This is a genomic window from Pseudarthrobacter sp. NCCP-2145, assembly GCF_023708005.1.
GTDB lineage: Bacteria > Actinomycetota > Actinomycetes > Actinomycetales > Micrococcaceae > Arthrobacter > Arthrobacter oxydans.
The window spans coordinates 63,120-83,638 of record NZ_BRCG01000008.1; the positions used below are offsets into that span (position 1 = coordinate 63,120).

General features: G+C 66.0%; 18 protein-coding genes. 12 read left to right on the top strand and 6 right to left on the bottom strand.

Annotated elements, in window-relative coordinates:
• Window positions 1-25: 25 nt before the first annotated feature.
• Window positions 26-2,302: a hypothetical protein gene (locus NFU08_RS08885; protein ID WP_397425493.1), complete on the bottom strand. Its 2,277-nt coding sequence runs from the start codon at window positions 2,300-2,302 to the stop codon at window positions 26-28.
• A gap of 88 nt (window positions 2,303-2,390) precedes the next feature.
• On the opposite strand from NFU08_RS08885, the gene NFU08_RS08890 reads away from it, so the two are divergent.
• Entirely contained in the window at window positions 2,391-3,692 is a 1,302-nt protein-coding gene (locus tag NFU08_RS08890; RefSeq protein ID WP_251422363.1) for an ABC transporter substrate-binding protein, read from the top strand.
• Between the two features lie 47 nt (window positions 3,693-3,739).
• Here the strand turns inward: NFU08_RS08890 and NFU08_RS08895 are convergent, their stop codons facing one another.
• From NFU08_RS08895 to sdhC, 5 genes are all read right to left on the bottom strand, one after another.
• Entirely contained in the window at window positions 3,740-4,510 is a 771-nt protein-coding gene (locus NFU08_RS08895; protein ID WP_174175458.1) for a S9 family peptidase, read from the bottom strand.
• A 155-nt stretch (window positions 4,511-4,665) separates the two neighbouring features.
• The gene (locus NFU08_RS08900) at window positions 4,666-5,448 is read right to left on the bottom strand and encodes a succinate dehydrogenase iron-sulfur subunit (RefSeq protein ID WP_066274343.1); all 783 of its coding nucleotides are present in this window, start codon (window positions 5,446-5,448) and stop codon (window positions 4,666-4,668) included.
• A gap of 1 nt (window position 5,449) precedes the next feature.
• Window positions 5,450-7,249 carry a succinate dehydrogenase flavoprotein subunit gene (gene sdhA, locus NFU08_RS08905; RefSeq protein WP_174175460.1) on the bottom strand — a complete coding sequence of 600 codons (1,800 nt, stop codon included), beginning with the start codon at window positions 7,247-7,249 and terminating at the stop codon, window positions 5,450-5,452.
• Between the two features lie 108 nt (window positions 7,250-7,357).
• Complete coding sequence (locus tag NFU08_RS08910) at window positions 7,358-7,819, bottom strand: succinate dehydrogenase hydrophobic membrane anchor subunit (protein ID WP_174175462.1); 462 nt, start codon at window positions 7,817-7,819, stop codon at window positions 7,358-7,360.
• Between the two features lie 3 nt (window positions 7,820-7,822).
• Complete coding sequence (gene sdhC / locus NFU08_RS08915) at window positions 7,823-8,203, bottom strand: succinate dehydrogenase, cytochrome b556 subunit (protein ID WP_074446982.1); 381 nt, start codon at window positions 8,201-8,203, stop codon at window positions 7,823-7,825.
• Window positions 8,204-8,499: 296 nt separating this feature from the next.
• On the opposite strand from sdhC, the gene NFU08_RS08920 reads away from it, so the two are divergent.
• From NFU08_RS08920 to NFU08_RS08970, 11 genes are all read left to right on the top strand, one after another.
• Complete coding sequence (locus tag NFU08_RS08920; RefSeq protein WP_174175464.1) at window positions 8,500-9,633, top strand: mannose-1-phosphate guanylyltransferase; 1,134 nt, start codon at window positions 8,500-8,502, stop codon at window positions 9,631-9,633.
• A 56-nt stretch (window positions 9,634-9,689) separates the two neighbouring features.
• Window positions 9,690-10,889 carry an amidohydrolase gene (locus tag NFU08_RS08925; protein ID WP_174175466.1) on the top strand — a complete coding sequence of 400 codons (1,200 nt, stop codon included), beginning with the start codon at window positions 9,690-9,692 and terminating at the stop codon, window positions 10,887-10,889.
• Between the two features lie 101 nt (window positions 10,890-10,990).
• Window positions 10,991-11,425 carry a MarR family winged helix-turn-helix transcriptional regulator gene (locus tag NFU08_RS08930; protein WP_251422366.1) on the top strand — a complete coding sequence of 145 codons (435 nt, stop codon included), beginning with the start codon at window positions 10,991-10,993 and terminating at the stop codon, window positions 11,423-11,425.
• Window positions 11,426-11,475: 50 nt separating this feature from the next.
• Window positions 11,476-11,904 carry an organic hydroperoxide resistance protein gene (locus NFU08_RS08935; protein ID WP_174175468.1) on the top strand — a complete coding sequence of 143 codons (429 nt, stop codon included), beginning with the start codon at window positions 11,476-11,478 and terminating at the stop codon, window positions 11,902-11,904.
• Window positions 11,901-12,911 carry an NADP-dependent oxidoreductase gene (locus NFU08_RS08940; RefSeq protein ID WP_174175470.1) on the top strand — a complete coding sequence of 337 codons (1,011 nt, stop codon included), beginning with the start codon at window positions 11,901-11,903 and terminating at the stop codon, window positions 12,909-12,911. Before NFU08_RS08935 ends, NFU08_RS08940 begins: the two co-directional genes overlap by 4 nt.
• 294 nt (window positions 12,912-13,205) lie before the next feature.
• On the top strand, window positions 13,206-14,276 hold the full coding sequence (locus NFU08_RS08945) for a BMP family protein (protein ID WP_174175678.1): 1,071 nt from the start codon (window positions 13,206-13,208) through the stop codon (window positions 14,274-14,276).
• Between the two features lie 177 nt (window positions 14,277-14,453).
• The gene (locus tag NFU08_RS08950) at window positions 14,454-16,037 is read left to right on the top strand and encodes an ABC transporter ATP-binding protein (protein ID WP_251422369.1); all 1,584 of its coding nucleotides are present in this window, start codon (window positions 14,454-14,456) and stop codon (window positions 16,035-16,037) included.
• On the top strand, window positions 16,030-17,403 hold the full coding sequence (locus tag NFU08_RS08955; protein WP_174175474.1) for an ABC transporter permease: 1,374 nt from the start codon (window positions 16,030-16,032) through the stop codon (window positions 17,401-17,403). The genes NFU08_RS08950 and NFU08_RS08955 overlap by 8 nt, the downstream gene beginning before the upstream one ends.
• Window positions 17,400-18,725: an ABC transporter permease gene (locus tag NFU08_RS08960; protein ID WP_251422372.1), complete on the top strand. Its 1,326-nt coding sequence runs from the start codon at window positions 17,400-17,402 to the stop codon at window positions 18,723-18,725. Before NFU08_RS08955 ends, NFU08_RS08960 begins: the two co-directional genes overlap by 4 nt.
• The gene (locus tag NFU08_RS08965) at window positions 18,712-19,173 is read left to right on the top strand and encodes a cytidine deaminase (protein WP_281358977.1); all 462 of its coding nucleotides are present in this window, start codon (window positions 18,712-18,714) and stop codon (window positions 19,171-19,173) included. Before NFU08_RS08960 ends, NFU08_RS08965 begins: the two co-directional genes overlap by 14 nt.
• Window positions 19,170-20,513 carry a thymidine phosphorylase gene (locus NFU08_RS08970; RefSeq protein WP_251422375.1) on the top strand — a complete coding sequence of 448 codons (1,344 nt, stop codon included), beginning with the start codon at window positions 19,170-19,172 and terminating at the stop codon, window positions 20,511-20,513. Before NFU08_RS08965 ends, NFU08_RS08970 begins: the two co-directional genes overlap by 4 nt.
• The last annotated feature ends 6 nt before the right edge of the window (window positions 20,514-20,519 follow it).

Genomic DNA, 20,519 nt, shown 5'->3' on the forward strand with positions numbered 1-20,519 from the left:
TTGGTGCCGGAACGTTGGGGCGCTGCTAGGGCGCAGCCACCAGTCCTTCCCATGCCACAGTCCAGCCTGCGGGAAATCCGGGGGCATTCCGCTCCGGTCCGCCGTCCCAGCCGGCTGCCATCAGGGCGGCAGCGGCCAGCAGCCCGCCGTTTCCGGGGAGGTACACCGGCAGGGAATCTGTCTGGCGGTTGTGTCCGTTGGCCAGCACCGTGTTCTTCCCGGCGCCCAGCAGGAGGGCGTTGACGGCGGCCTCCGGGTCCTCAAGGCGCGCGGCGGTCATGGCCATCACCGGATAATCCCAACCCCAGGTGCTGTCCCAATCCCAGTCGGCAAGGACGCTGGCGAGCGTTGCCCGCATGGTCTCCTTGTCGATCAGGTCTGTTTCGGGCAGGACGCCCAGTGCGCACAGCATGGAGGGATGGTCCGTCCGGATGGTAAAGGGCTCCACGTCAATGGCCGCGTAGGAGCCGTCCAGTACCCGTGGTTTCACCAGATGGCCGGCAACCTCCTGCCACGCCTCAACGGGCTCGAGCCCCAACCGGTCCCGCCAGGCCGCTGCAACCCGTAGGGCCCACTGCCAATACGCCAGTTCGAAGGTGGGGTTGGTGACGGACGCCCGGATGGAGCCGTAACTCTCCTGAGCGGGAATCAGGGGCGGACCCAGCTCAAAGCCCCGCGGCGTCCGGTGCGCGAAACTTGCCATGAATGCGGCCGACTCGAACACGATCTCCGCAAACTCCTCGAGCACCTCCCGGCTGGGGTTGGCACGGTAGGCAAGTTCCGCCAGGTGGATGGGATGCGGCTGCTGCCAGACCAGGAAGGTGCCGATGGGGCTGGGGCTCTCCCTCCCGTCCGGGCCTACCTGCTTGGGCCAGCGGACGCCGTCGAAACCCTGCGCCTTGGCGGTCTGCCGCGCCCCCTCCAGCACGGTGGAGTACCAGCGCAGCGACGGGAGCAGGTGTTCCACCCGGTTCCAGTGGGCGAAGTGGGCGGCGTGCCACCAGTACATTTCAAGGTGGAAGCGCCCGCGCCAGGAATTGCACACCAGTCCGGTTTCCTGGGGAGGCAGGGACCCGGAGCAGTTGATGGCCGTCAGGTACTGCGACAGGACGATCCTGCGTTCCAGCTCCTTCGCCCGGGGGTCGTCCGTCGCGGCAAGCTCGATGGCACCGCCGGACAGCCAAAAGCCTGGCCAGTACGCCTCCGAGGCAGCTGCCACGCTGCTGCCCGCTGCCGGGCGGGCCGTGCCGGAAAGCACGACGGCGGTCCCGGCTGCCGTGCCGGCGCCCGGCCTGGCGGCCGCCAAGGCAGCACCGGTTGCACCGCGGGGCACGCAGTCCCCCTCCCCGGCGGAGACGAAGGCAACAGCCAGGTCCATCACGCCCTGGCTCCCACTGCTGCCCGGGTTGGGGCTTATCCGGAGACGGTGCTGCCCGGTCTGCAGCACGGTGAGGCCACGTCCGGTGATAACAACCTGGTAGCGGGAAGCATCCAGCTCACGGTGGGCGGTCCAGGCGGTGGATCCGGCATGCAGGCCGGAGGCGGCCGGGTCCCCGAGCGTGGTGGTATGGGAGTCCGGGCTGGTCCAGTCCGCGGCGTCGTGCCACGCCTCCGAGCCGTAGGGGAAGTCGATGGTGATGGCCAGGCGGCCCTGGAGGCCCGGGGACTCTACACGGATGCCGAGTTCGTCGCGTTCGGGGTGGCACGCCGTCATGACCGTCACCGGGTGGCCGGCCAGCGTGAAGCGGCTCGTGACTGTCCCCGTCCAGAGGTCGAGCGTCTGCTCGGCGTCGTCGACGTCCCCTTCGGAAAGGGCACGGTCTCCTCCCGCATCCACCAGCCTGAAGCCGATCCGTCCCAGGTCCAGGCGGTGCGGGTTGGCCCGCAGCCACGTTTCGGCGGGGGACGTGCCGGTTTCGCGGTCATTGACGATGCCGCCCGCCATGTCCACGTAGGGCACCGGTCCACGCGGCGAGTCGTAGAGGACCGTGGAGCCTGAGAGTTCATAGGCCTGGGCGGGCGGTGTGGCGTGCCATCCCCACTGGGCCTGCGTGCCAAGGAGTGTTCCCGGCGGCAGTTCATCCCTGGCTCCCACCGGATAGGAATCCGGAAGCGACTGGAGGCCGGTGAGGTCCATCGTGAAGGCGAACTCACCGTTGCCTACGGACACAGGGCTCCGCGGGTCGAGTGCCTGCTGGCGGACGTTGTGGCGCCGGACGAGTTCCTTCCTGTCAATGGGCCCGCGTGCGGACACCCCGGAGGTCGGGGACGCCGGCTGGTAGGTGCTGTTGGAAATACTCACGGTGCCTGTCTTCCTGGCGTTGACGCTTCGGCAGCATCTTGATACGTTTCACGAAACCGTTTTCTGGTGCCAGAAGGAAGCATACCCAATGGAGCGTAGCCTTTTCCGGAAATTCCGTACATCAGTTGCAGCCATTGCCGCGGTAAGCCTGGTGAGCCTCACCGCGGCGTGTTCCAGCACGCCGACCAACGAGGCGCAGGACGGGCCCGTTGAGATACGTTTTTCCTGGTGGGGCAATGAGGGGCGGGCGCAGCTGACCACCAAGGCCATCGCCGAATTCGAGGCCGCCTACCCGGACATCAAGGTGAAACCCGAGTACGGGGACATCAGCGGCTACTTTGACAAGCTGGCCACCCAGGTGGCCGCCAACGACGCCCCCGACGTCATCACGATGGGCGGTGCCTATCCCGCCGAGTACGCCAACCGCGGCGCACTCCTGGATCTGTCCAAGGTCAGTGGGGCATTGGACCTGTCCGCGATGGATCCGGGAGCGCTGGAAAACGGCCAGGTCCAGGGCACGCAATACGGGGTCTCCACCGGTGCCAACGCCCTCGCCATTGTGGTCAATCCTGCTGTTTTCGCCGCAGCCGGGGTCCCGCTTCCGGATGACAGCACGTGGGACTGGGACGACTTCGCGCAGACCGCCGCGGATATTACGGCCAAGAGCCCCAAGGGGACCTACGGAACAGCCAGCGTCCTGACCCACGATTCGCTGGATGCCTTTGCCCGCCAGCGCGGCGAATCGCTCTACACCCAGGACGGCAAGCTGGGCCTGGGGGTGGACACTGTCCAGGACTACTTCGACTACTCCCTGAAACTGAGCGAATCCGGGGCGGCGCCAAATGCGTCCGAGACGGTGGAGAAGTTGAACGTCAGCACCGAACAGACCCTCATGGGCATGGGCCAGGCCGGCATGATGCTCACCTGGAGCAACTCGCTCTCCGCGCTCAGCAAGGCCTCCGGCGCCGACCTGAAGCTGCTCAAACTCCCCGGCGAAACACACACCGCGGGCATCTGGCTCCAGTCATCGCAGTTCTACACCATCTCGGCCCGCAGCAAGCACACCGACGCCGCGGCCAAGCTGGTGGACTTCCTGGTCAACAACGAGTCCGCCGCCAAGATCATCCAGAGCGACCGTGGAGTTCCCAGCAATTCCGGAATGCGCACCGCCATCCAGGACCTGTTGACGCCGCAGGGGAAGGTGGAGGCTGAGTACATCGACCAGATCGGCAAGATGGACTTCGCCCCCACCTACATCGGGCCCACCGGTTCAACCGCAGTCTCCGAGATCATTGCCCGCATGAACACCGACGTCCTCTTCAAGCGGCTCTCGCCTGGTAAGGCCGCAGAGCAGTGGATCAGCGAAAGCAACGCCGCCATCGGCAAGTAGGCACCTGAACCGGGCAGGAGGCGGCAGCAACAGCCGGGACAGGGCAGCTACTGTCCTGCGTCGAGGTACTGGTCCGCCCAGGCGGCGATGATCCGGGCAGCCCGCGCCGCCTGGCCCTTACCTGTGAGGAGATGGTCGCTTCCCTCGAGGGAAACGAAGTTCCTGGGGTGGCGGGCTGTCTGGAAAATGGTGCTGGCATTCTCGATCCCAACGGTGTTGTCCGTGGGGGAGTGGAGCACCATCAGCGGCTTGTGCAGCTGCTTGATGCAATCCGTCAGGTCCGCGTTCTCCAGGTCTTCCACGAAGTGCTTGCGGATCTCCACCCGTTTCCCGCCAAGGTCCACTTCGGCGCTGCCCTCGCTCAGGATCTTGTCCAGGGCTGCGTCGAAGACGTGCGCCACGTGCTTGGGCGAGAAGGGGGCGCCGACGGTAGCGACGGCGTCGAGCTCCGGGATCTCCCGTGCCGCGGCCAGGACGGCCGCGCCGCCGAAGGAATGGCCCACGAGCAGGGAAATCCGCTTCCCCTCCGCGCGCATGAACTCAGCAGCCTTGACGGTGTCCGCCACCTTGTGGCTGAACGATCCCGCGGACCATTCACCGGCGGAGCCGCCCAGGCCCAGGTTGTCGAACCTCAGCATGCCCACGCCGCTGTCCGCCAGCGCCTTGCACATCCGCGAGGCGGACGGGCTGTCCTTGCCGAGCGTGAAGCCGTGCGAAAACACGCCCCAGCCCTTGACCGGCCCTTCCGGGACATCGATGATTCCGGACAGCGTTTCGCCGGTGGAGCCTTCGAAAGTGACTTTTTCGGAGCGGGACACGGCGTCCCCTTTCGTTTGGTACGAATGGCTGTGGGCCCACGCCCGCCGGGTTCCCTGGCCGAGCTTGCGAGGTCAGGGGGCGGGTGGGAAGAAACAACGACGGCGCCGCATCCCCGGAGTGGGGAGGGGCGCCGTCGTCCGCTGGATCCGTGTGGTCAGATCTTGCGGGAGAGGATTGCCTGCTTGACCTCGGCGATGGCCTGGGTCACCTGGATGCCGCGCGGGCATGCTTCGGAGCAGTTGAAGGTGGTGCGGCAGCGCCACACGCCTTCCTTGTCGTTGAGGATCTCAAGGCGCATGTCGCCGGCATCATCGCGTGAATCGAAGATGAACCGGTGGGCGTTGACGATCGCGGCAGGACCGAAGTACTGGCCGTCGGTCCAGAACACCGGGCAGGACGACGTGCACGCGGCGCAGAGGATGCACTTGGTGGTGTCGTCGAAACGCTCACGGTCCTCGGCGGACTGCAGGCGCTCCCGGGTGGGCTCGTGGCCCTTGTTGACCAGGAAGGGCATGACCTCGCGGAACGACTGGAAGAACGGCTCCATGTCCACAATGAGGTCCTTCTCCACCGGCAGGCCCTTGATGGGCTCAACGGTGATGGGCTTGGACGTGTCCAGGTCCTTCAGCAGCGTCTTGCAGGCAAGGCGGTTACGGCCGTTGATGCGCATGGCGTCCGAGCCGCACACGCCGTGGGCGCAGGAGCGGCGGAAGGAGAGGGTGCCGTCCGTTTCCCACTTGACCTTGTGCAGGGCATCCAGGACGCGGTCCGTGCCGTACATGGTCAGGTGGAAGTCGTCCCAGGTGGCTTCCTCGGAAACCTCCGGGTTGTACCGGCGGACGCGCAGGTGCACATCGAACGTGGGGATCTCGCCGCCACCGCCGACGCCGGCAGGCAGTTCGATCTTCGAGGCTGGCTCAGCAAGTTCAGCTGACATCTTAGTACTTCCTCACCATCGGCTCGTAGCGGGTAAAGACGACCGGTTTGGTGGCCAGGCGGATGCCGGCGATTGACTCGGCCGATCCGTCTGCCGGCGCGTGGTCATCCTTGTACGCCATGGAGTGCTTCATGAATTTTTCGTCGTTGCGGTCCGGGAAGTCCTCGCGGAAGTGTCCGCCGCGGGATTCCTCACGGTAGAGGGCTGCAACGGTCATCACCTTGGCCAGTTCCAGCAGGAAGCCGAGCTCAACGGCCTCGAGCAGGTCGAGGTTGAAGCGCTTGCCCTTGTCCTGGACGTTGATCCGCCTGTACCGCTCCTCGAAGGAGGCGATGTCGCGCAGGACCTGGTTCAGGGTTTCCGCCGTGCGGAACACCTGCATGTTGGCGTCCATGGTGTCCTGGAGTTCCTTGCGGATCACGGCCACCTTTTCGTCGCCGGTGCCGTTGCGGGCAATGTCCAGCAGCTCGGTGGTGTAGGCCAGCGGGTTCTCCGGCAGTTCCACGAAGTCGGCGGTCTTGGCGTACTCGGCCGCCGCGATGCCGGCGCGCTTGCCGAACACATTGATGTCCAGCAGTGAGTTGGTGCCCAGGCGGTTGGAGCCGTGCACCGAAACGCAGGCCACCTCGCCGGCGGCATACAGTCCGGGGACCACGGTGTCGTTGTCCTGCAGGACCTCGGTGGTGATGTTGGTGGGGATGCCGCCCATGGCGTAATGGGCGGTCGGGAACACCGGAACCGGCTCGGTGTAGGGCTCGACGCCGAGATAGGTCCGGGCGAACTCGGTGATGTCCGGCAGCTTGGCGTCGATGTGCGCCGGCTCCAGGTGCGTCAGGTCCAGGAGCACGTAGTCCTTGTTCGGGCCGCAGCCGCGGCCTTCACGGACCTCGTTGGCCATGGACCGGGCAACGATGTCGCGGGGCGCAAGGTCCTTGATGGTGGGGGCATAGCGCTCCATGAAGCGCTCACCCTCCGAGTTGCGGAGGATGGCACCCTCGCCACGGGCGGCTTCGGACAGCAGGATACCCAGGCCGGCGAGGCCTGTCGGGTGGAACTGGAAGAATTCCATGTCCTCCAGGGGGATGCCGCGGCGGAAGGCGATGCCCATGCCGTCACCGGTGAGGGTGTGGGCGTTGGAGGTGGTCTTGAAGACCTTGCCGGCGCCGCCGGAGGCGAAGACCACGGACTTGGCCTGGAAGACGTGCAGTTCACCGGAGGCGAGGTCGTAGGACACGACGCCGGCAACACGCTTCTGCTTGTAGGGCGTGCCGTCCTCGCGGACAGCATCCTCTTCAACCGTGAGCAGGTCCAGGACGTAGTACTCGTTGTAAAACTCGACGTTGTGCTTGACGCAGTTCTGGTACAGGGTCTGCAGGATCATGTGGCCGGTGCGGTCCGCTGCGTAGCAGGCACGGCGCACGGGGGCCTTGCCGTGGTCGCGGGTGTGCCCGCCGAAGCGGCGCTGGTCAATCCGGCCTTCGGGCGTGCGGTTGAACGGCAGGCCCATCTTTTCCAGGTCCAGGACGGCGTCGATGGCTTCCTTCGCCATGACCTCCGCGGCGTCCTGGTCAACCAGGTAGTCACCGCCCTTGACGGTGTCGAACGTGTGCCACTCCCAGTTGTCTTCCTCGACGTTGGCGAGTGCTGCACACATGCCACCCTGCGCGGCACCTGTGTGCGAGCGGGTGGGGTAGAGCTTGGTCAGTACTGCTGTGCGCGCGCGCTGACCGGATTCGATCGCTGCGCGCATGCCAGCGCCACCGGCACCGACGATGACGACGTCGTACTTATGGACCTGCATACCAGACGCTCTTTCTCTCAAAATTCGCTATAAAACAACGGGCGGGCGTTGCCTGCTCCGCAAAACAGGGCCCGCGGAGATTCCCGCGGGCCCGGGGTGGTGCCGGTGCTAGGCAGGGCAGAAGCCGCCAGGCAGGGGCACGCCGTCGACTACGGGGCAGGGATCGAAGGTGAAGATCACCAGGGTGCCCAGGACGATGATGACGACGGTGGCCGAGTAAAGGACCGTCTTCAGCCAGCGGCGGGTTGAGTCCTTTTCGGCGTAGTCGTTGATGATGGTGCGCACGCCGTTGGTTCCATGGAGCATGGCCAGCCACAGCATTGCAAGGTCCCAGAACTGCCAGAACGGGTCGGCCCACTTGCCGGCCACGAAGCCGAAGTCGATGGCGTGGATGCCTTCACCCACCATGAGGTTCACGAAGAGGTGCCCGAAGATGAGCACCACCAGGACCACGCCGGAGAGCCGCATGAAGAGCCATGCGATCATCTCGAAGTTGCCCTTGCTGCCACCGTGGCGGCGGTACTGGGGTGCGATCCGCCCACTGCGTGGGCTTTCGATGGTTGCACTCATGGCTTAGTGACCTCCCAGGGCGAGCGACAGGTGGCGGATGGAGAAGGCGACCATGGTGACCAGCCAGAGGCCCAGGACTGCCCAGAGCATCTGCCGCTGGTACTTGGCACCCTTCTTCCAGAAGTCAACCGCGATGATGCGCAGGCCGTTGAACGCGTGGAAAACAATGGCGGCAACAAGGCCGGTCTCGCCCAGGGCCATAAGGGGGTTCTTGTACGCACCGATCACGGCGGTGTAGGCCTCGGGAGACACACGCACCAAGGAGGTGTCCAAAACGTGGACCAACAAGAAGAAAAAGATCACTACACCGGTAATGCGGTGTCCTACCCAAGACCACATGCCTTCACGGCCGCGGTACAAGGTGCCAGCTGGTTTTGTCGGCACTGATAAACCTCCCTGCAACACAGCGGCGCTGGCATGAGATCCACGCGGGGGGAACGCCTGCTGCGAGAGCACTCGTAGCTCAGGCCTAAATCTAGGCTCCGCTAACAGCTTATTCAATTTAGGAGCTCCTTGGTGACCAGCAGTGGCGCGGATCTTCCAAAATTATGAGACAAAGGACACACTGCCCGCAGGCCGGTCCTCCGTGCGGGACTGCCGGCTGCCGGCATTCGCGCGATTGTGGCGGCGGAAACCGGCTCCGAAGGCGGCGCGCCGGGGTTCCGCTAAAGTAGGCGGTGATGAGTACAGACAAAGTGACAAGCCCGGCATCACCCCTTGACCGCTTCATTGCGGTGATCCCGGCCGGCGGCGTGGGGACCCGCCTCTGGCCCCTGTCACGCGCCGCAGCTCCCAAATTCCTTCACGACCTCACCGGCTCGGGCAGTACACTCCTGCGCGCCACCTATGACCGGTTGCAGCCGCTGGCCGGACGCAGGGTGCTGGTGGTAACCGGAAAGGCCCACAGGGACGCCGTGTGCCGGCAGCTTCCCGAAGTCCAGGATTCGGACCTGGTCCTCGAATCCGAGCCGAAGGACTCCGCGGCCGCGATCGGCCTTGCCGCGGCCATCCTGCACGAACGCGACCCGGATACCATCATGGGTTCGTTCGCTGCCGACCAGGTGATCAGCCCGGACAACCTCTTCCAGCAGGCCGTCCGCGAGGCCATCCACACGGCCGCCGCCGGCAAGATCGTGACCATCGGCATCAAGCCCACCCACCCCTCCACCGGGTTCGGCTACATCCGTTCCGGCCAGGAACTGCACATCGAGGGCGCGCCCAGCGCCCTTGACGTGGTGGAGTTCGTGGAAAAGCCGGACGAGGAAGTCGCCCAGCAGTACGTGGACAGCGGCAACTACGTGTGGAACGCCGGGATGTTCGTGGCGCCGGTGGCGCTGCTGCTCAAGCACCTTGAAGCCAACCAGCCCGAACTGTTCCGGGGCCTGCAGGAAATCGCCCAGGCCTGGGACACCCCCGCCCGTGACGAGGTCACCGCCCGGGTGTGGCCCACCCTGCCCAAGATCGCCATCGACTACGCGGTTGCCGAGCCTGCCGCCGAAGCCGGGGACGTCGCCGTCGTGCCCGGATCCTTCCGCTGGGACGACGTCGGGGACTTCGCCTCCGTGGGCCGGCTCAACAGTGCCAAGGAAGTGGATGACGTCACGGTGCTGGGTGAAGGCGCACGCGTCTTCACGGAGAACTCCAGCGGTGTGGTCGTTACGGACACCAAGCGCGTCATTGCCCTGATCGGCATCCAGGACGTCGTCATCGTTGACACGCCGGACGCGCTCCTGGTGACCACCATGGCAAACTCCCAGCGGGTGAAGGCTGCCGTGGACGCCCTCAAGGCCAGCGGAGACACCGACGTCCTTTGATGTAATCCTGCGACCGTGATGGCCGGTAATCAGCTGACCCTCGCTAGAGTGAAACAGTGCGCAACTACACTACCGAAGCCGAGCCCACCGACCTGGTGGCTCCGTGGCTCGAGCCCCTCCTCCCGGAACTGATCGACTTTCGGCGGGACCTGCACGCGCATCCGGAACTGTCCTTCAAGGAGTTCCGCACCACGGACAAACTGGCCGAGCGGCTCGAAGCCGCGGGACTCACGCCCCGCCGCCTGGAGGGAACCGGCCTCACGGTCGACGTGGGGGAGGGGCCCATCGCCACGGCTCTTCGCGGTGACATTGACGCCCTGCCCATCATCGAGGAAACAGGCCTGCCGTTCGCCTCGAAGAACCATGGCGTCACGCACGCCTGCGGCCATGACGTCCACACCACCACCATGCTGGGCATCGCCCTGGTGCTGCACCGGATGCACCAGGAAGAGCCGTTGGGTGCCACCGTCCGTATCATCTTCCAGCCCGCCGAGGAAACCATGCCCGGCGGCGCGCACGCCTGCATCGAGCAGGGGGTGCTGGAGGGCGTTCCGCGGATCCTGGCACTGCACTGCGACCCGCGGATCGAAGTGGGCAAGATCGGTACCCGCATCGGCGCCATCACCTCAGCCTCCGACACCATCCGCATCGAACTGTCGGGGCGCGGCGGACACACCTCCCGCCCGCACCTGACCGAAGAACTGGTGTTCGCGCTGGCGCAGATTGCGGTCAACGTGCCCGCCGTTCTCTCGCGCCGGGTGGATGTCCGCAGCGGGGTCTCCGTGGTGTGGGGCCAGATCTCAGCGGGATCCGCACCCAACGCAATTCCCGGCACCGGCTACATGGCGGGAACCATGCGCTGCCTGGACCGCGACGCCTGGCACGAGGCCGGCGAACTCCTGGACGAGGTGGTCCACCAGGTTGCGGCACCCTACGGCGTGGACGTCCGGCTCGAGCACACCAGGGGAGTCCCCCCGGTGGTCAACTCCGAGCATGAAACAGCCATCATCGAAGCGGCCGCCCGTGCCGAAATCGGTGAAAGCGCCGTGGTCCTGACTCCGCAGTCCATGGGCGGGGAGGACTTCGCGTGGTTCCTCGCCGAACTTCCCGGCGCCATGATGCGGCTGGGCACCAAGACGCCCGGCGGCGAGGAGTATGACCTGCACCGCGGTGACTACATCGTGGACGAGCAGGCTCTAGGCCTGGGGATCCGGGTCCTGACCGCCGCGGCGTTGCGCACCATCCGCCACGGGTAGGCCCGCGCCGCCCGCCGTCGTCGGGCTTTCACCTCACACCAGACTGTTCGCGTCCTTCACCTAAGTTGTGCACAACTTACTTGTGTACTATCGTTTTCTTCATGACCGATGCACCCAGGCTGGACCACCAGGTCTGCTTTGCGCTCTACTCCGCTTCCCGGGCCGCCACCGCGGTGTACCGCCCGGTCCTCGAGGAGCTGGGCCTCACCTATCCCCAATACCTCGTCATGCTGGTGCTGTGGGAAAACGAACCCCGCGGCGTAAAGGAGATCGGCGAAGAGCTCGGCCTGGACTCCGGCACCCTGTCGCCGCTGCTGAAGCGGCTGGAGACCCTGGGGCTCTGTGAACGCCGCCGGTCGGGCGAGGATGAGCGCCGCGTCGCCATCCACCTCACCCCCGCGGGGCGGGAGCTGAGCCGCAATGCCGGTGCCATACCGCAGCGGCTCGCCCAGGCCGCGGGGCTTACCGCGGAGGAGCTCGACCAGCTGCGCCACACGCTTGGGCGCCTGACCGCCGCGCTGCACGACGCGCACTGACGGCACCGGCTTCGGAACTTTTCATTCCATCAACAGGACGGATACAACCCGTGAAAACCCTCTACACTGCCGAGGCACTCGCCTCGGGCGAAGGACGCGACGGCACTGCGCGGACCAACGACGGCAAGCTGGATGTCACCCTGTCCAGCCCCGTCGAACTGGGCGGAAGCGGCCAGGGGACCAACCCTGAGCAGCTCTTCGCAGCCGGATACGCCGCCTGCTTCCACTCCGCCCTCCGGCTGGTGGGCCGCAAGGAACAGGCCGACCTGACCGACTCCGCCGTTGCCGCGAAGGTCCACCTGGGCCAGCTGGACGGCGCCGGCTTCGGGCTTGCCGCGGAGCTGGAGATTGCGCTGCCGGCCCTGGACCTGGCCACCGCGGAAGCGCTGGTCGCCAAAGCCCACCAGGTCTGCCCGTACTCCAACGCCACCCGGGGCAACATTTCCGTAGACATCAAAATCCTGGAGTTCGCCGCATGAGCCTCCCATCCGTAACCCGCGAAATCCAGCTGGCCTCCCGGCCCGTGGGCCGTCCCGTTCCGGAGAACTTCCGGCTGGCCGAGTCTCCGCTGCCGGAACTCGGGGACGGCCAGATCCTGGTCCGCAACCTGTTCATCTCGGTGGATCCCTACATGCGCGGCCGCATGAATGACGTGAAGTCCTATTCCGCCCCGTTCGCCCTGGACAAAGCGCTCGACGGCGGCGCGGTGGGCGAGGTGCTGGCGTCCCGTTCCGGACAGCACAAGGAGGGGGACGTCGTCGTGCATTCCCTCGGCTGGCGGGAGTACGCGGTGGTTGAGGGGAACGCGGCCACCAAGGCCGACACCGGGCTGGCACCGGCGCCCGCGTTCCTCGGGGCCCTGGGGATGACCGGACTCACGGCTTATACAGGGCTGCTGAAAGTTGCGGAGTTCGCTCCGGGAGATGCGGTATTCGTCTCCGGTGCGGCAGGAGCCGTGGGCTCGCTGGTGGGCCAGATTGCCAAGGCAATGGGTGCTTCACGCGTTATTGGCTCGGCGGGCTCGCCCGCCAAGGTGGCCCGACTGCTGGAGCTCGGCTTTGATGCCGCCTTCGATTACCACGACGGGCCGGTGCGGGAGCAGCTGGAAAAGGCTGCGGGCCCCGGCGGTATCGACGTGTACTTCGACAACGTGGGAGGGGAGCACCTTGAAGCCGCCCTGGCCGTCCTCAACGTGGGCGGACGCGTGGCCATGTGCGGCGCCATCGCCCAGTACAACTCCACCGAGCCGACCCCGGCGCCCCGCAACCTGATGCTCGCCATCGGCAAGCAGCTGACCCTCAGGGGTTTCCTGGTGGGCGGCCAGCGGCAGCACGCCGCGGAGTTCGCCGGGAAAATGGCGGGCTGGCTGGCCGACGGCACTGTCCGCTACGACGAGACCATCGTTGAGGGCTTGGACAACGCTCCGCAGGCCTTCATGGACCTCCTCGACGGCGCCAACACCGGAAAAATGCTGGTCCGGCTCTAAGGCGGACCGCCCCCGCCCAACCAGGAGGGGTGCCGCATCCCCGCGGCGCCCCTACTCGTTGGTAACAACTTGTAAACAATCTTCGGGATACCCTGCCGCCGTGCTACGGGCACGTGGCGCAGGCCACTAATGTTGGTGCCATCAGTGCGCTCCGGCGCAGTGCTGCGTGCCCTCAGTGAAAACAGAATTTCAGTGCAGAAACGGACACTCATTGAATTCGAGCCGTAGCGCCTCTCTCTTCATCCTGGAGGAAAATTGAAGAACTCACTGCGTGCAAGTTTCAAGCGGGGTTCAATGGCCGGCGTGGCTACCCTCGGTGCTTCGGCGCTTCTGTTGACCGCCTGCGGCGCAGCACCCGAAGCCGGAAGCTCCTCGACGGCCGAAGCCAGCGACTACACCGGCTGCATCGTCTCCGACTCCGGCGGGTTCGATGACCAGTCCTTCAACCAGTCCTCCTATGAGGGGCTGAAGAAGGCCGAGACCGACCTGGGGATCAAGGTCAACCAGGTCGAGTCCAAAACCAACAACGACTTCGAGCCGAACCTGCGCGCCATGGTCAGCGCCGGCTGCGACCTCACCGTCACGGTGGGGTTCCTGCTGGGCGACGCCACCAAAGCCCAGGCCGAGGCCAACCCGGACAGCCACTTCGCGATTGTGGACTTCGGTTACGAAACGCCTATCGCCAACGTCAAGCCGATCATCTACGACACCGCCCAGGCCGCGTTCCTCGCCGGGTACCTTGCAGCCGGCACCACCAAGACCGGCACGGTTGCCACCTTCGGCGGCATCAAGCTTCCCACCGTCACGATCTTCATGGACGGCTACGCGGACGGCGTCAAGTACTACAACGAGCAGAAGGGCAAGGACGTCAAGCTCCTTGGCTGGAACAAGGAAGCCCAGGACGGCAGCTTCACCGGCGACTTCGAGAAGCAGGACGTGGGCAAGCAGCTCACCCAGAACTTCCTGGACCAGGGCGCAGACATTGTCATGCCCGTAGCAGGTCCGGTAGGCAAGGGCGCAGGCTCCGCACTCAAGGAAGCCAAAGCTGCCGGCAAGGACGTCAAGCTGATCTGGGTTGACTCCGACGGCTACCTGACGGCCCCCGACTACAAGGACATCATGCTGTCCTCCGTCATGAAGACGATGGGCGACGCCGTGGAGGCCGTAGTCAAGGATGACAAGGAAGGCAACTTCGACAACACCCCGTACGTTGGCACGCTGGCCAACGACGGCGTCCAGCTGGCACCGTTCCACGACCTCGACTCCCAGGTCCCCGCGGAACTGAAGTCCGAGCTTGAGCAGATCAAGAAGGACATCATCGACGGGAAACTGAAGGTCGAATCCGAGGCAAGCCCGAAGGCCTGATCCCTGCCTGAGCGCCACCCCCGGCCGGTCACCGACTGGCCGGGCGGTGGCGCTTTTTGCTGGCTGCCCCGCACCGGACCGCAGCCCGCGTATACCAGGACTGCACCCACTAGGCTGGTGCTGCAGCCACATATCCCGTCCGGTCGATCACCGGACGCTTCGAGATTGGTCAGAGTTTTGAAACTTGAACTCAGAGGGATCACTAAACGCTTCGGCACCCTGCTTGCCAACGACCACATCGACGTGGTGGTTGAGCCCGGACAGATCCACTGTCTCCTGGGTGAAAACGGGGCTGGCAAATCCACCCTCATGAATGTGCTGTACGGCCTTTACGAACCGTCCGACGGCGAAATCCTCGTTGACGGCAAGCCCGTCTCCTTCCGCGGCCCCGGTGACGCCATGGAGGCAGGCATCGGCATGGTCCACCAGCACTTCATGCTGGTCCCCGTCTTCACCGTCGCGGAGAACGTGGCGCTCGGCGCGGAGCCCACCAAGGCCGCCGGGTTCCTCAACCTCGACGAGACGCGCCGCCGGATCAAGGAGATCTCCGATCAATACGGCTTCGACGTCGACCCCGATGCCCTGTTGGAGGACCTGCCCGTGGGCGTCCAGCAGCGGGTGGAAATCATCAAGGCGCTGGTCCGCGACGCCCAGGTCCTCATCCTGGACGAACCCACCGCGGTCCTGACACCCCAGGAAACCGACGAACTGCTGGACATCATGCGGCAGCTCAAGTCCGGCGGGACGTCCATCGTGTTCATTTCGCACAAGCTGCGGGAAGTCAAGGCAGTCTCGGACACCATCACCGTGATCCGGCGCGGCAAGGTGGTAGGGACGGCTGACCCGGCTGCTTCCACCACCGAACTGGCGTCCATGATGGTTGGCCGCGCCGTCAGCCTCACCCTGGACAAGGCCCCGGCGCAGCCCAAGGAAAAGACGTTCGAGGTCCGGAACCTTACCGTCATCGCCCCCAATGGCCAGCACGTCGTGGACGGACTCAGCTTTGACATTGCCCGCGGAGAAATCCTTGCGGTAGCCGGCGTCCAGGGCAACGGCCAGACCGAACTGACCGAGGCGATCCTCGGCCTCCAGGAACGCGTCCACGGGTCCATCCTGCTGGACGGGCAGGAACTCCTGGGCCGCAGCGTCAAGGAGGTGCTGAACGCCGGCGTCGGCTTTGTCCCCGAAGACCGCTCCGTTGACGGCCTGATCGGCACCTTCTCCATCGCCGAGAACCTGATCCTGGACCGGTACGATCAGGCGCCCTTCGCCAGGGGCATCAGCATGAGCCCGGCCAGGGTGCTGGAGAATGCCAAGAGCCGGATCGAAGAGTTCGACGTCCGAACCCCGTCGGGTGCACTTGCCGCCGGAACACTGTCCGGCGGCAACCAGCAGAAAGTGGTGATGGCCCGCGAGCTGTCCCGCCCGCTGCGCCTCTTCATTGCCTCCCAGCCCACCCGCGGCGTGGACGTGGGGTCCATCGAATTCCTGCACAAGCGGATTGTTGCCGAACGGGACCAGGGCACGCCGGTGATGATCATCTCCACCGAACTGGACGAGGTCATGGAACTGGCTGACCGGATCGCCGTGCTCTACAAGGGCAAACTCGTGGGCGTGGTCCCGGCAGGCACCAGCCGCGACGTCCTGGGCCTCATGATGGCCGGCATCCCGCCGGAGGAACATGTCCACACCACCCAGGCGGCAGAGGCCGCGCACACCACCACCAGCACCTCCGACGCCGAAGGAGGCGACCATGTCTGAAAAGCAGCCACCCCAACACGCTGAAGGCGAGCCCGCCGGGCGGGCGCAGCAGCCAACCCCCGCGGCGGAGGAAACCGCCGCAATCGTATCCGTTGATACCGCCGGCGGCGCCATGGAACCGTCGGCCGTACCTGCTACCGCCCAGAGCGGCCAGCTCCCGGGCGGTCCCGACACCCTGCTCCGGAAAATCTTCACCGGCAGCGGCATGGTCTCGGTCCTTGCGGTCCTGCTGGCCCTGATCATCGGCGGGCTGCTCATCGCCAGCACGGACAAGCAGGTGGCCACCACGGCCACGTACTTCTTCGCCCGGCCCACCGATTTCCTGGCTGCCGTCTGGAACGCGGCAACACGGTCCTACATTGCCCTGTTCCAGGGCTCGGTCTTCAACCCCCGGGGCAACGGGCTGGCAGCCCAGTTCGCGCCCTTCATGGAAACCCTCACCATCGCCACGCCACTCATCACGGCCGGCCTGGGCGTTGCCCTGGCATTCCGGGCAGGCCTTTTCAACATCGGCGCGCAGGGCCAGATCATCGTGGCCGGCATCCTGGCCGCCTGGGTTGGGTTCGCGCTCGACCTGCCGATGGGCCTGCACCTGCTCCTGGTCCTGGTGGCGGGGATCATCGGCGGTGCCTTCTGGGGCGGACTCGTGGGTGTCCTCAAGGCCCGGACCGGTGCCCATGAGGTCATCCTGACCATCATGTTCAACTACATCGCACTGTATTTCCTGCGGTACCTCCTGAACACTCCGGCCTTCCAGCGGCCGGGGGAGTCGAACCCCATCTCGCCCATCCTGGATCCCACTGCCGTTTATCCGCAGATCTTCGGCAGCCAGTACCGGCTCCACCTTGGCTTCCTCCTTGCCATAGCTGCCACCGTCCTGGTGTGGTGGCTCCTGAACCGCTCCACGGTGGGCTTCGAGTTCCGTGCCGTGGGGGCAAACCCCAAGGCAGCGCAGACTGCAGGTATCAACGTGTCCCGCTCCACCATCCTGGTCATGGCCCTTGCGGGGGGCCTGGCTGGCATGTCCGGCGTGGCGCAGGTGGCGGGTACGGAGAAGGTCCTTACCGACGGTGTGGCCGCCACCTACGGCTTTGACGCCATCACGGTTGCCCTGCTGGGGCGCTCGTCGCCGTGGGGCACTTTCGCGGCCGGCCTGCTGTTCGGCGCCTTCCGCGCCGGAGCTGTCCAGATGCAGATCCAGACCGGAACCCCCATCGACATTGTCCTGGTGGTCCAGTCCCTGATTGTCCTGTTTATTGCGGCGCCGCCGCTGGTCCGGGCCATCTTTGGCCTGAACCCCCGCCGCCGGAAGCCCGCCCGCCCGGCCAAGTCCCGCGAGGCAGCAACCACCGGAGGTGCAGCATGAGCACGACAGTATCCTCATCCAGGCCCGGCAACCCGCAGCCCGGAAACGCCGGCAAGGATGCTGCCGCCGCCACTGTCTCCGCCAAGCCCGTGGGCTGGAAGACGCCGGTATTCTTGGCCGCCTTCGCGCTGATCTCACTTGTGTTCTTCGGGCTGCTCGCACCCAACCAGACTGCAAGCTTCGGGATCTCCACGGGCAGCGACTTCTTCCAGCTGCCGGCCATCCAGGTGAACGCCTTCGCCGGCGGCCTGGTGCTGTCCATCCTCCTGCTGGGACTGGCGGCCTACGTCATCTACCTCAAGACCAGGGACAAGCCCGTCCCGGGCTGGCTCACCGTGGCGTTCATCGTCCTGTTCGTGGCCGCGTTCCTCATCTGGGTGGTGGGCGGCGCCCGGACGCCCAGCATCTCCCTGGCCGGGCTCATCGCCGGCTCCGTTACCCTGGCCGTTCCGCTGGTGTTCGGATCACTGTCCGGCGTCCTGTGCGAACGGGTGGGCGTTGTGAACATCGCCATCGAGGGCCAGCTGCTGGGCGGAGCGTTCACCGCCGCGATCATAGCCAGCATGACGCAGAACCCCTTTATCGGGCTGCTGGCCGCAGCCGTGGCCGGTGCCGCGGTCTCCATGGTGCTGGCACTGTTCAGCATCAAGTACCTGGTCAACCAGATCATCGTCGGCGTGGTCCTGAACGTGTTGGTCTCCGGTGTGACAGGCTTCCTGTTCAGCACCGTGATGCAGGCCAACAAGGCCCAGTTCAACTCCCCGCCAGGGCTGGACATCATCGAGATTCCCGTCCTGTCCAGCATCCCGGTCATCGGTCCCATCCTGTTCCGCCAGTCCCTGGTGGGCTACCTGATGTACATCGCCGTCCTGGTGGTCTGGGTAGGCCTCTTCAAGACCCGGTGGGGACTCCGCGTGCGGGCTGTCGGCGAGCACCCGCAGGCCGCGGACACCCTGGGCATCAACGTGAACGCCACCCGGTTCTGGAACGTCACCCTGGGCGGGGCAGTGGCCGGCATCGGCGGGTCCTTCTTCACCCTGGTGGCCATCGACAGCTTCACCAAGGAGATCTCCGGCGGCCGCGGCTTTATTGCCCTGGCTGCCCTGATCTTCGGCCGGTGGAACCCGATCGGGGCCTTCTTCGCCGCGCTGCTGTTCGGATTCGCGGACAACCTGCAGAGCATCGTCACCATCATCGGCACACCGGTTCCCAGCCAGTTCATGGCCATGCTCCCGTACCTGGTAACGGTCCTGGCGGTGGCGGGGCTGGTGGGCAAGTCCAGGGGACCCGCGGCCAGCGGCATTCCGTATGTCAAGGGCTGACGGCGTGGACGTGCCCGCAGGCGTGGGCGGTGCCGCAGATGTCGGCGCGGCCCGGCCGGTTGACTGGGAGGCCCTGAAGGCGGCCGCCGTCGCGGCGATGCGCCACGCCTACGTCCCCTATTCGAAGTTCCCGGTGGGCGCCGCGGCCCTTACCGGCGACGGCCGCCTGGTCAGCGGCTGCAACGTGGAGAACGCCAGCTACGGCCTCACCCTGTGCGCCGAGTGCGCGCTGGTGGGCAACCTGCACATGACCGGCGGCGGACTGCTCCGGGCGTTCTACTGCGTGGACGGGGACGGCAACATCCTGATGCCCTGCGGACGCTGCCGCCAGTTGCTGTACGAGTTCCGCGCTCCGGACATGGAGCTCATGACCACCCAAGGCATCAAGACGATGGACCAGGTGTTGCCCGACGCCTTTGGTCCCCAACACCTGGAGGAAACACCGTGACTGACAAGGGGGCACAGACCCACGCAGTGGACAACCTTGCCGAACCGTTCGACGCCGTCGACATCATCCGCGTAAAGCGGGACAAAGGTGTCCTCAGCCCGGAACAGATCGACTGGACCATCGACGCCTATACCCGCGGTGCGATCGCCGACGAGCAGATGGCCGCCCTGAACATGGCCATCCTGCTCAACGGCATGAACCGCACGGAGATTGCCCGCTGGACGGCGGCGATGATCGCCTCCGGCGAGCGGATGGACTTCTCCAGCCTGCGCAGGCCCGACGGCGGCCTGAAGTACACGTCGGACAAGCACTCAACGGGCGGTGTGGGGGACAAGATCACCCTGCCGCTCGCGCCCCTGGTGGCGGTTTTCGGGGTGGCTGTTCCGCAGCTCTCTGGCCGGGGGCTTGGCCACACCGGGGGCACGCTGGACAAGCTCGAGTCCATCCCGGGGTGGCGTGCTTCCCTCAGCAATGACGAGATCCTGGCGCAGCTCCAGGACGTGGGCGCCGTCATCTGCGCCGCCGGGGCCGGCCTGGCGCCCGCTGACAAGAAGCTCTACGCGCTGCGGGATGTCACCGGCACGGTGGAGGCCATCCCCCTGATCGCCTCGTCCATCATGAGCAAGAAAATCGCCGAAGGGACCGGCTCGCTGGTCCTGGACGTCAAGGTGGGCAGCGGCGCGTTCATGAAGGATGAAGCCAGGGCGCGCGAGCTTGCCGAGACCATGGTGGCCCTTGGCAAGGACGCGGGCGTGAACACCGTGGCGTTGCTCACCAACATGGACACCCCGCTGGGACTGACGGCGGGCAACGCCATCGAGGTTGAGGAATCCCTGGAGGTGCTGGCCGGCGGCGGTCCTGGCGACGTCGTGGAGCTGACCGTGCGGCTGGCTGAGGAGATGCTCGCCTGTGCGGGAGTTACCGACGCCGATCCCGCCGCCGCGCTCAAGGACGGCCGTGCCATGGACGTCTGGAACCGGATGATCGAAGCGCAGGGCGGGGACCCGAAGGCCAAGCTGCCCGCCGCCCGCGAGTCCGAAGTGGTGTACGCCCCGGCGGACGGGGTGCTCGTGGAACTGGACGCCCTCGCCGTCGGTGTCGCAGCCTGGCGCCTCGGAGCCGGGCGTGCCCGGAAGGAGGACGCAGTCCAGGCAGGCGCGGGAGTCCGGATGCACGCCAAGCCCGGGGCCCTGGTCCGGGCGGGGGAGCCGCTGATGACCCTGCTGACGGACACCCCGGACCGGTTTGCGCGGGCCAAGGAAGCGCTGGAACATGCAGTCGTCATTGCACCGGAGGGATCCAGGCCGGCACAGCGGTTGATCATCGACCGAATAGCATAGGGATCC